This window comes from Methylibium sp., from assembly GCF_013817365.1.
Classification (GTDB): domain Bacteria; phylum Pseudomonadota; class Gammaproteobacteria; order Burkholderiales; family Burkholderiaceae_C; genus Methylibium.
This window is the reverse complement of the sequence record NZ_JACDCU010000103.1, coordinates 1-10149: the sequence shown is the minus strand read 5'-3', so window position 1 is coordinate 10149 and position 10149 is coordinate 1. Positions and strand designations below refer to the sequence as shown.

The 10149-nt window shown below is 66.1% G+C and carries 10 protein-coding genes; 7 read left to right on the top strand and 3 right to left on the bottom strand.

Translation table 11 applies throughout. From position 1 onward, the window contains the following. Positions 1-292: 292 nt before the first annotated feature. On the top strand, positions 293-658 hold the full coding sequence (locus H0W38_RS08570) for a hypothetical protein (protein WP_292452902.1): 366 nt from the start codon (positions 293-295) through the stop codon (positions 656-658). Positions 659-727: 69 nt separating this feature from the next. On the opposite strand, the gene H0W38_RS08565 is transcribed toward H0W38_RS08570, so the two are convergent. The 3 genes from H0W38_RS08565 to H0W38_RS08555 all read right to left on the bottom strand — a co-directional run bounded on the left by H0W38_RS08565 (position 728) and on the right by H0W38_RS08555 (position 3548). After that, positions 728-2401: a PhoH family protein gene (locus H0W38_RS08565; protein ID WP_292452900.1), complete on the bottom strand. Its 1674-nt coding sequence runs from the start codon at positions 2399-2401 to the stop codon at positions 728-730. Between the two features lie 140 nt (positions 2402-2541). Then, positions 2542-3018 carry a peroxiredoxin gene (locus H0W38_RS08560; RefSeq protein ID WP_292452898.1) on the bottom strand — a complete coding sequence of 159 codons (477 nt, stop codon included), beginning with the start codon at positions 3016-3018 and terminating at the stop codon, positions 2542-2544. 149 nt (positions 3019-3167) lie between these two features. Continuing rightward, a complete protein-coding gene (locus H0W38_RS08555; protein WP_292452896.1) occupies positions 3168-3548 on the bottom strand; it encodes an Mth938-like domain-containing protein in 381 nt (126 codons plus the stop codon). A gap of 148 nt (positions 3549-3696) precedes the next feature. Between H0W38_RS08555 and H0W38_RS08550 the strand changes: the two genes are divergently transcribed. From H0W38_RS08550 to moaD, 6 genes are all read left to right on the top strand, one after another. Then, positions 3697-4971, top strand: coding sequence for a pyridoxal phosphate-dependent aminotransferase (locus H0W38_RS08550; protein WP_292452894.1), 1275 nt, complete (start codon positions 3697-3699; stop codon positions 4969-4971). Next, complete coding sequence (locus H0W38_RS08545; protein ID WP_292452892.1) at positions 4968-6296, top strand: homoserine dehydrogenase; 1329 nt, start codon at positions 4968-4970, stop codon at positions 6294-6296. The genes H0W38_RS08550 and H0W38_RS08545 overlap by 4 nt, the downstream gene beginning before the upstream one ends. A gap of 82 nt (positions 6297-6378) precedes the next feature. Next, positions 6379-7806: a threonine synthase gene (thrC, locus tag H0W38_RS08540; protein ID WP_292452889.1), complete on the top strand. Its 1428-nt coding sequence runs from the start codon at positions 6379-6381 to the stop codon at positions 7804-7806. A gap of 42 nt (positions 7807-7848) precedes the next feature. Then, a complete protein-coding gene (mobB, locus tag H0W38_RS08535; RefSeq protein WP_292452888.1) occupies positions 7849-8460 on the top strand; it encodes a molybdopterin-guanine dinucleotide biosynthesis protein B in 612 nt (203 codons plus the stop codon). Beyond that, the gene (gene glp, locus H0W38_RS08530; protein WP_292452904.1) at positions 8402-9622 is read left to right on the top strand and encodes a gephyrin-like molybdotransferase Glp; all 1221 of its coding nucleotides are present in this window, start codon (positions 8402-8404) and stop codon (positions 9620-9622) included. Before mobB ends, glp begins: the two co-directional genes overlap by 59 nt. Beyond that, on the top strand, positions 9619-9870 hold the full coding sequence (gene moaD, locus H0W38_RS08525) for a molybdopterin converting factor subunit 1 (protein ID WP_292452886.1): 252 nt from the start codon (positions 9619-9621) through the stop codon (positions 9868-9870). The genes glp and moaD overlap by 4 nt, the downstream gene beginning before the upstream one ends. Positions 9871-10149: the final 279 nt, after the last annotated feature.

Below are 10149 nucleotides of genomic sequence, written 5' to 3'. Positions count from 1 at the left end.
CCGTGAGCACCGAACCAGTCACCTATGACAACGTCGTACGACCTGCACAAGCCAGCGCAGCAGGGATAGGATGACTGGATGGGCATCCAGTCTTTCGGCTTCACTGGAGCTAAAAGGATACCCCTTACATAACAACAGTATTTCAGTGTGGAGCAGCCTCACCCGGTTTACGGGTTCATCCCGTCTGGCGAGGGCCGCAGAGCAAGCGCAGGCTCGAACTTGTTGACGCGACGGGAGCCTTCCGAAGCGCTGCACGCCTGACTATTTCGTTTTTCTACCGAAGGAGATCTCCATGAGTTCGCCCGACACCTGCTGCGGCCTCGTGCCCTATTTCAAGGTCGCCCCCGGCAAGCTGCCCGAGTTCAAGGCGATCGTCGCCCGCTTCACCGAGCGAACCAGCAGCGAGCCGAAGTGCATGTACTACGGCTTCAGCTTCGACGGCGACATGGCGCGTTGCCGCGAAGGCTACGACGACGCGGCCGGCCTCCTGGCGCACCTCGACAACGTCGGTCCGATCCTGCAGGAGGCCCTGAAGATCGCCGAGATCACGCGGCTCGAAGTGCACGGCCCGGCCGCCGAGATCGACAAGCTGCGCGAGCCGCTGGCCGCGCTCGGGCCGCAGTTCTACGTGTTGGAGCCGGGTGGGTTCAGGCGCTGACGGCCGGCGCATCCTGCAAAGAAGAAGGGGCCTCACGGCCCCTTCGTTCTCGATCCACCGACTTGGCCTTCAGAGCACTTCGGAGGCGTAGTCGGCCAGCCGCGAACGCTCGCCCCGCGCCAGCATCACGTGCCCGCTGTGGGGCCAGCCCTTGAAGCGGTCCACGGCGTACGTCAGGCCCGAACTGCCTTCGGTGAGGTAGGGCGTGTCGATCTGCGCCAGGTTGCCCAGGCAGACGATCTTGGTGCCGGGCCCGGCACGCGTGATCAGCGTCTTCATCTGCTTGGGCGTGAGGTTCTGCGCCTCGTCGATGATCACGTACTTGTTGAGGAAGGTGCGCCCGCGCATGAAGTTCAGGCTCTTGATCTTGATCTTCGAGCGCACCAGGTCGTTGGTGGCCGCACGGCCCCATTCACCGGCGCCGCTGTCGTTCTTGGCGAGCACCTCGAGGTTGTCGTCGAGAGCGCCCATCCAGGGGCCCATCTTCTCTTCCTCGGTGCCGGGCAGGAACCCGATGTCCTCGCCGACCGGCACAGTGACGCGTGTGACGATGATCTCGCTGTAGCGGCGTTCGTCCATCACCTGCGACAGGCCCGCGGCCAGGGTCATCAGTGTCTTGCCGGTGCCGGCCGTGCCGGTCAGGGTGATGAAGTCGCAGTCCGGATCCATCAGCAGGTTGAGAGCGAAGTTCTGTTCGCGGTTGCGCGCGGTCACGCCCCAGATCGCGTTCTTGCCGTGGGAGTAGTCCTTGAGCGTCCTGAGCACGGCGGTCTTGCCGGTGATCTCGGTCACCTTCGCGTACAGCGATGCAGCGCCCGGCGTCTCGAGGTAGACGAACTGGTTGACCATGAGCGAGGGCACCAGGGGCCCGGCGATGCGGTAGAACGTGGCGCCGCCCTGCTGCCAACTCTCCATGGTCTTGCCATGACGATCCCAGAAATCGGCCGGCAGCGGCAGTACGCCGGTGTAGAGCAGGTCACCGTCTTCCAGCGTCTTGTCGTTGAAGTAATCCTCGGCGGGCAGGCCGAGTGCGCGCGCCTTGACGCGCATGTTGATGTCCTTGGACACCAGCACCACCTCGCGCCCGGCTTGCTGCTCACGCAGGCCCTTGACGACGCCGAGGATCTGGTTGTCGGCCTTGCCCTGCGGCAGGCCCTCGGGCAGCTTGACGTCGAGCAGCAGTGTCTGGAAATAGAGCTTGCCGCCGGCCTCCTTGTGGCCCGTCTTGGCCAGTGCAATGCCCGCCGCGGCATCGAGCTTGGCCGCGTCGGGGCCGCCGGCCAGTGCGTCGAGTTCCCGGCTGACCTGTCGCACGTTGCGGGAAACCTCGCTCATGCCCTTCTTGTGGCCGTCGAGCTCCTCGAGCGTGATCATCGGCAGGTAGATGTCGTGCTCCTCGAACCGGAACAGCGACATCGGGTCGTGCATCAGCACATTGGTGTCGAGCACGAACAGCTTCGCCGGCCCGTTGCTGCGCGGTTTGCGCGCACGCGGCTCGGGGACGGGCGCGCGGCTGGCGCTCTTGACCGGCAGCGGGCTTGCGTACGGCGGGGCGACCGGCGCGGGTGCGCGAGCCGCAGGCGCCTTCGGGTTCGGATCGAACAGGTCGAGCAGCGCGGGCGCCGTGCTTTCCTGCTTGCTGGCGCCGGTGGAACGCTTGACGGGCTTGGGAGCGGCCTGGGTGTCGAAGTCGCTGGCGCTGAGGAGAGAGGCTTTCTTCGCGGGGGGCTTGGGCAGGGGCATGGGAGCGAGGGGCCTTAGGAAATGAAAAAGCCGCACAGGAAGAACCTGTGCGGCTTGCGCGGATGCGGTGAGGGGCTCACGAGCATGGATCGATTATGCAAGAGGCTCAGCAGCACGGTGTGCTGCCGCACAGGCCAAGTTCAGGCGGCCTTTTGCAGCGCCTTCACCGACTGAAGCACTTCGTCGACATGGCCGGTGACCTTGATGCCGCGCCATTCTTCGATCAGCACGCCTTGCGGATTGACCAGGAAAGTGCTGCGCTCGATGCCCTTGACCTTCTTGCCGTACATGATCTTGTTCTTGACCACGCCGAACATGTGGCAGAGCTTTTCTTCGGTGTCGGCGATCAGCTCGAAGGGAAGCTCGAGGTTCAGCTTGAACTTTTCGTGCGAGACCATGTTGTCGCGCGACACACCGAAGACCACGGCGCCGGCGTTGATGAAATCCGTGTGGCGGTCGCGGAACTGCATTGCCTCGGTGGTGCAGCCGGGGGTGTTGTCCTTTGGGTAGAAGTACATGACGACTGTCTGACCCAAGTAGGCCTGGGGTGTGAACTTCACACCGCCGGTGGCCAGCGCTTCAAATTCCGGGAGGGCTTTATTGAGGGCGGGCGTCATGTAGGCTGCTAGACAAGTTGGATGCCCCGAACACGGGGAAGCCAGTGATTATAAATGCTCGGCACGCTGCTCTGGCATGGCTGAAGCACTGTGCGGGCAATGTGCAAGCGATGTGTACCGAAGGCCTGACGAGTCCGGCCCGAAAAGACTCAGCGCGCGGCCTCGATGAGCAGTGCGGCAACCACGCGGCGCCCCTCTGCCGCGAGCAGATTGAAGGTGCGGCAGGCGGCGGCGGTGTCCATGGTTTCAAGGCCGATGCGCTTGTTCATCAGCAGCCCGAGCCATTCGGGTTTCGCGAAATGCAGTCGGCTGCCGCTGCCGAACAGCACCAGTTCGGGCTCGAGTGCAGCGATCGTTTCGAAATGCGCTGGGCCGAGTTCGGCGAATCGGGCAGCGCCCCAGGGCCGCACGACGCCTTGCCAGGGCAACAGCAGGCTCTCGCTCCACGGCTGCGCGCCAACCTGCACGGTGCTTCCGGTATAGCCCGTGATGATGTTGGCGTTGGCGATGGGATCAGGCTGCAATTTCATGGGCGTGCTGGAACTGGAGGAGGGGTGTCGACGGGCTTCGAGGGAGCGCGTGAAGCCGAGGGCGCTGTGGTCTAATTTTATTTGCGGCGCAGTTCGCTCTCGGCGATCACCTTGTAGCGCTCGCAAGACCCCAACAACGAGGCCCTGCGTGTCCAGACCCATTGCCAAATCCAGCAAGCTCGCCAATGTCTGCTACGACATCCGCGGGCCGGTGCTCGACAAGGCGCGAGCGATGGAGGAAGAAGGCCACAAGATCATCAAGCTCAACATCGGCAACCTGGCGGTGTTCGGCTTCGAGCCGCCCGACGAGATCGTGCAGGACATGATCCGAAACCTCGCAGCCGCTGCGGGCTACACCGACAGCAAGGGCCTGTTCGCGCCGCGCAAGGCGGTGATGCACTACACCCAGCAAAAGAACGTCACCGGCGTCACCGTCGATGACATCTACCTCGGCAACGGCGCCTCCGAGCTCATCGTCATGAGCCTCAACGCGCTGCTCGACAACGGCGACGAGGTGCTGGTGCCTGCGCCCGACTATCCGTTGTGGACCGCCGCGGTGTCGCTGTCCGGCGGCAGGCCGGTGCATTACCAGTGCGACGAGCAGGCTGACTGGCTGCCCGACATCAACGACATCCGCGCAAAGATCACGCCCGCCATGCGCGGCATCGTCGTCATCAACCCCAACAACCCGACGGGCGCGCTCTATCCGGACAGTCTGCTGTGCGAGATCGTCGAGTTGGCGCGCCAGCATGGCCTGATCGTGTTTGCCGACGAGATCTACGACAAGACGCTGTACGACGGCGCCGTGCATACCAGCATCGCCTCGCTGGCCGAAGACGTGCTGTTCGTCACCTTCAACGGCTTGTCTAAAAACTACCGCTCCTGCGGCTACCGGGCCGGCTGGATGGTGGTGTCGGGCGACAAGAAGCCGGCCGCCGACTACATCGAGGGCCTGAACATGCTGGCCTCGATGCGCCTGTGTGCCAACACGCCCGGGCAGCTGGCGATCCAGACCGCGCTCGGCGGCTACCAGAGCATTCAGGACCTCGTGGGGTCGGGCGGGCGGCTGGCGAGGCAGCGCGATTTGGCTTACGAGCTGCTGAGCGCGATCCCGGGCGTGAGCGTTGTCAAGCCCAAGGCGGCGCTCTACATGTTCCCCAAGCTCGACGCGAAGATGTACCCGATCGACGACGACCAGCAGTTCGCCTATGAACTGTTGGCCGAAGAGAAGGTGCTCATCGTGCAGGGCACGGGTTTCAACTGGCGCACGCCGGATCACTTCCGCGTCGTATTCCTGCCGAACTCGGACGACCTCACCGAAGCGATCGGCCGCATCGCCCGCTTCCTCGAGCACTACCGCAAGCGTCACGCCGTGGCGGCGCCGGCAGCAGCGCCTCATGTTCCTCTGAGAGCCGTTCCATGAAACCCATTCAAGTCGGCCTGCTGGGCATCGGCACCGTCGGCGGCGGCAGCTTCGAGGTCCTGCGCCGCAACCAGGAAGAGATTCGCCGCCGGGCCGGCCGCGGCATCGAGATCACGATGGTGGCCGACCTCGACACCAAGCGAGCCCGCGCCATCGTCGGCGACGGCGTGGAGGTCGTCGCCGATGCGCGTGCGGTCATCGCCAACCCGCAGATCGACATCGTGATCGAGCTCATCGGCGGCTACGGCATCGCCCGTACGCTGGTCATGGAAGCCATTGCCGCAGGCAAGCACGTGGTCACCGCCAACAAGGCACTGCTCGCGGTGCACGGCACCGAAATTTTTGCGGCCGCGCAGGCCAAGGGTGTGATGGTCGCCTTCGAGGCCGCGGTGGCCGGCGGCATCCCCATCATCAAGGCGCTGCGCGAGGGGCTCAGCGCCAACCGCATCGACTGGATCGCCGGCATCATCAACGGCACGACGAACTTCATCCTTTCGGAGATGCGCTCCAAGGGCCTGGATTTCGACGGGGTGCTGAAGCAGGCGCAGGCGCTCGGCTATGCCGAGGCCGACCCCACCTTCGACATCGAGGGCATCGACGCCGCGCACAAGGCGTCCATCATGAGCGCCATTGCCTTCGGCACGCCGGTGCAGTTCGAGCGCGCCTACGTCGAGGGCGTCACCCAGCTTCAAGCCGCGGACATCCGCTATGCCGAGCAGCTCGGCTACCGGATCAAGCTGCTCGGCATCACCAAGCGCCGCGAGGATGCGCAGGGCATCGAGTTGCGCGTGCATCCCACCCTGGTGCCGGCCACCCGCCTGATCGCCAACGTCGAAGGCGCGATGAACGCGGTGGTGGTGCAGGGCGATGCCGTCGGCACGACGCTCTACTACGGCAAGGGCGCAGGCGCGGAGCCGACCGCCTCGGCCGTGGTGGCCGACCTGGTCGACGTCACGCGGCTCATCACGGCCGATCCCGACCACCGCGTGCCGCACCTGGCGTTCCAGCCCGGCTCGCTGGCCGCCACGCCGATCCTGCCGATCGAACAGGTCATCACCGCCTTCTACCTGCGCCTGCAGGTGGCCGACGAGGCGGGTGTGCTGGCCAACATCACGCGCATCCTCGCCGAGCACGCGATCTCGATCGATGCGGTGTTGCAGCGGCCCAACCGTGAGGCAGGGGCTGCCGGCGAGCACCAGACCGACCTGATCATCCTGACCCACGACACGCTCGAAGGCCACATGAACGACGCCCTTGCCAAGATGCAGGCGCTGCCGAGCGTGCTGGCGCCGATCGTGCGCATCCGCAAGGAAGAGCTGTCCTGAGCGCGGGCCGCAGCGCAGGGCTGCGTCGGTGTCGGCGGCGCCGGCCGCCTGGGCAGACAAGCACCCCACGGAGCAGCACAACGTGAACTACCTCAGCACTCGCGGCGACACCATGCCGCGCGGCTTTTCCGACATCCTGCTCGAAGGTCTGGCACCCGACGGCGGGCTCTACTTGCCCGAACGCTATCCGCAGGTCGATGCGGCCACGCTTGCGCGCTGGCGCGGTCTTGCAGGGGCTTCGTATGCCGACCTCGCCTTCGACATCCTGTCGCTGTTCATCACCGACATCCCGGCCGATGACCTGCGCGCGCTCGTGCGCAAGACCTACACCGCCGAGGTGTTCGGCACGCCCGAGATCACGCCGCTGAAAGCGCTCGAGCCGGGCCTGGCGCTGCAGGCGCTGTCGAACGGCCCCACGCTCGCCTTCAAGGACATGGCGATGCAGCTGCTCGGCAACCTGTTCGAGTACGAACTGGCGCGCCGCGGCGAGACGCTCAACATCCTGGGCGCTACCTCGGGCGACACCGGCAGCGCAGCCGAGCACGCCATGCGCGGCAAGCAGGGCGTGCGCGTTTTCATGCTCAGCCCGCAGGGCCGCATGAGCCCGTTCCAGCAGGCGCAGATGTTCAGCCTGCAGGACGAGAACATCCACAACCTCGTTATCGAAGGCGTGTTCGACGATTGCCAGGACATCGTCAAGGCGGTCAGCAACGACCTCGCGTTCAAGCGCCGCCACCGCATCGGGACGGTCAACTCGATCAACTGGGCGCGGCTGCTCGCGCAGGTGGTTTATTACTTCGCCGGTTACTTCCAGGCGACGAAGACGAACGAAGAGCGCGTGAACTTCGCCGTGCCTTCGGGCAACTTCGGCAACGTCTGCGCCGGCCACGTTGCGCGCATGATGGGCCTGCCGATCGAGCGGCTGATCGTGGCCACCAACGAGAACGACGTGCTCGACGAGTTCTTCCGCACCGGCAGCTATCGTGTGCGCGCGGCCTGCGATACGCACGAGACTTCGAGTCCTTCGATGGACATTTCCAAGGCCAGCAACTTCGAGCGCTTCGTGTTCGATCTGCTAGGCCATGACCCGCAGGCTGCCGAGCGCACCCGGCAGCTGTTCGGCGAGGAAATCTCGAACAGCGGCGGCTTCACGCTCAGCGCCGAGGAGTTCGCGCGTGTGCGCGAGTTCGGTTTCGTCTCCGGCAAGAGCACACACGCCGATCGCGTCGCCACCATTCGCGACACACACGCGCGCTTCGGCATCACCATCGATCCCCACACGGCCGACGGCCTGAAGGTCGGGCGCCAACTTCACCAGCCGGGCACCACGACACTGGTGCTCGAGACGGCGCTGCCGATCAAGTTCGCTGCCACCATCATCGAAGCGCTGGGCCATGAGCCTGAACGGCCGGCGGGCTACGAAGGGCTGGAGCGCCTCCCCAAGCGCTTCAAGGTCATGCCGGCGAGCAGCGAGGCGGTCAAGGCCTGCATCGCCGAAAATTGCGGCTGACATGAACTCCGTCGCTCACTTCGTTTTCTGCGCCGCGCCCTGATGAAAGTCGTCGGCTTCTGCGGCTATTCGGGCTCCGGCAAGACCACGTTGGTCGAGCAGCTCGTCGGGCGCCTGCGTCTGGCGGGGCAGCGGGTGTCGGTGGTCAAGCATGCCCACCACGACTTCGACATCGATCAGCCGGGCAAGGATTCGCATCGTCACCGCGAGGCGGGTGCCTTCGAAGTGGTGATTGCCTCCAGCAAGCGCCTGGCCAAGATCCGCGAATACGAGGTGCAGGGCACGCCCACCGCGCACCAGCTCATCGCGGAGCTGTACGAATGCGACTGGGTGCTGGTCGAAGGCTTCAAGCACGCCGACCTGTTGAAGATCGAGATCTGGCGTGCCACGACCGGGCAGCGTGTGCAGTATCCGAACGATCCTTTCGTTGTCGCCATCGCCACCGACAGCGCGGCGCTGTTGCCCGAGCCCACGCAGTTGCCGGTGCTCGACCTCAACGACGCCGACGCGATCTGCGACTTTCTGCTCCGCCACGCCTTGCGTCACGAGTACACACCGCCCTATGACCTCGACCCCGAACCCGCCGCGCTCGCCGATGCTCAGCCTGCCACAGGCGCTGGAGCGGCTCCTCGCCGCGACGACGGCACTGACTGAGACCGAGCCGGTCGACAGCGCGGACGCGCTCGGTCGCGTGCTCGCGGCCGACCTGTTGTCGGCGTTGGATGTGCCGCCGCACGACAACAGTTCGATGGACGGCTATGCGCTGCGCGCGGCCGACGTGGCCGGGCCCGGCACCGTGCTGCCGGTCAGCCAGCGCGTCGCGGCGGGACAGGTGGGCACCGTTCTTGCGCAGGGCAGCGCCGCGCGCATCTTCACCGGCGCGCCGGTGCCGCAGGGCGCCGATGCGATCGTGATGCAGGAGCAGTGCGAGGCCGTGGACGGCAGCGTGTGCGTCAACGTGCAGCCGGCACCCGGGCAGTGGATACGCCGCCTGGGCGAAGACGTGCGCATTGGCGACGTGCTGCTGGCGCGCGGCACTCGCCTCACGCCGCAGGCGCTGGGCTTGGCGGCCTCGGTCGGTATGGCGCGCCTTGCCGTCGTGCGCCGCCCCCGGGTCGCGCTTTTTTCTACTGGCGACGAGCTCGCCATGCCCGGCGAGCCGCTCAAGCCCGGCGCCATCTACAACTCCAACCGCTACACCCTGCGCGCGCTGCTCACCGCGCTGGACTGCGAGGTCACCGACCTGGGCATCGTGCCCGACCGGCTCGATGCCACGCGCGCCGCGCTCCGCCAGGCCGCGCAGGGTCATGACCTCATCCTCACCTCGGGCGGTGTCTCGGTCGGCGAGGAAGACCATCTCAAGCCCGCCGTGCAGGCCGAGGGACGGCTCGAGCTGTGGCAGGTGGCCATCAAGCCGGGCAAGCCGCTGGCTTTCGGGGCGGTCCGCCGGGGTGCGGCCGAGGCTGGCGCCGGCTCTGCGCTCTTCATCGGTCTGCCCGGCAACCCGGTCTCGAGCTTCGTGACCTTCCTGCTCGCCGTGCGGCCGGTGCTGCTGGCGCTGCAGGGCGTGCCGCACACTGAGCCCAAGGGCCTGCTGCTGCGCGCCGATTTCGATTGGCCCAAGCCCGACGTGCGCCGCGAGTTCCTGCGCGCACGCCGCAATGTCGACGGCGGCCTAGAGGTGTTCGCGAACCAGAGCTCCGGCGTGCTGACCTCGGTGGTCTGGGCCGAAGGGCTGATCGACAACCCGCCGGGCCGCACCATCGCGCGCGGCGACGCAGTCCGTTTCGTGCCTTTTTCGGAGTGGCTGGCATGAGGCTCCAGGTACGCTATTTCGCCTCGATTCGTGAGGCGCTGGGCCCGAGCGAGACGGTCGAAATGCCCCCCGGCAGCACCCTGGGCGATCTGCGCGAGCAGCTCATTTCTCGAGGGGGTTCCCACTCGAAGGTCCTGAGCCGTGGCAAGGCTTTGCGCACGGCACTCGACCAAGTCATGGCAGAAGAAACCGCGCCGCTGAACGACGGGGCCGAGGTGGCCTTCTTTCCGCCCGTCACCGGCGGTTGAAACGCAGGTTTTCGAGGCGTTCGACGCCGGGCGCAGCGATACGCCTTGGAACGCCGGGGCAGTCCATAGGTCTATCCTTGGCTTCTGTAATCGGACCTTTCATGATTCCCGTTTCCGCCCCACCCGCCCGACCCCCCATGAACGAGCCCGGCCCCGCATCCACCCAGCCGCCCTCCGGCGTTGCCAGCCTGCCCGCCGGCAGCGCGGTGGGCAGTTTCGTGCTGCGCACCGCGCTTGCAGGCGACGAGTTCGGCCGCGTTTACCGCGCAGCGGCAAGCG

What these genes read in the sequence shown, in the direction of transcription:
- H0W38_RS08570 (WP_292452902.1), top strand. Translation starts at nt 293, where the DNA reads ATGAGTTCGCCCGACACCTGCTGCGGCCTCGTGCCCTATTTCAAGGTC.
- H0W38_RS08565 (WP_292452900.1), bottom strand. Translation starts at nt 2,401, where the DNA reads ATGCCCCTGCCCAAGCCCCCCGCGAAGAAAGCCTCTCTCCTCAGCGCC.
- H0W38_RS08560 (WP_292452898.1), bottom strand. Translation starts at nt 3,018, where the DNA reads ATGACGCCCGCCCTCAATAAAGCCCTCCCGGAATTTGAAGCGCTGGCC.
- H0W38_RS08555 (WP_292452896.1), bottom strand. Translation starts at nt 3,548, where the DNA reads ATGAAATTGCAGCCTGATCCCATCGCCAACGCCAACATCATCACGGGC.
- H0W38_RS08545 (WP_292452892.1), top strand. Translation starts at nt 4,968, where the DNA reads ATGAAACCCATTCAAGTCGGCCTGCTGGGCATCGGCACCGTCGGCGGC.
- mobB (WP_292452888.1), top strand. Translation starts at nt 7,849, where the DNA reads ATGAAAGTCGTCGGCTTCTGCGGCTATTCGGGCTCCGGCAAGACCACG.
- glp (WP_292452904.1), top strand. Translation starts at nt 8,402, where the DNA reads ATGCTCAGCCTGCCACAGGCGCTGGAGCGGCTCCTCGCCGCGACGACG.
- moaD (WP_292452886.1), top strand. Translation starts at nt 9,619, where the DNA reads ATGAGGCTCCAGGTACGCTATTTCGCCTCGATTCGTGAGGCGCTGGGC.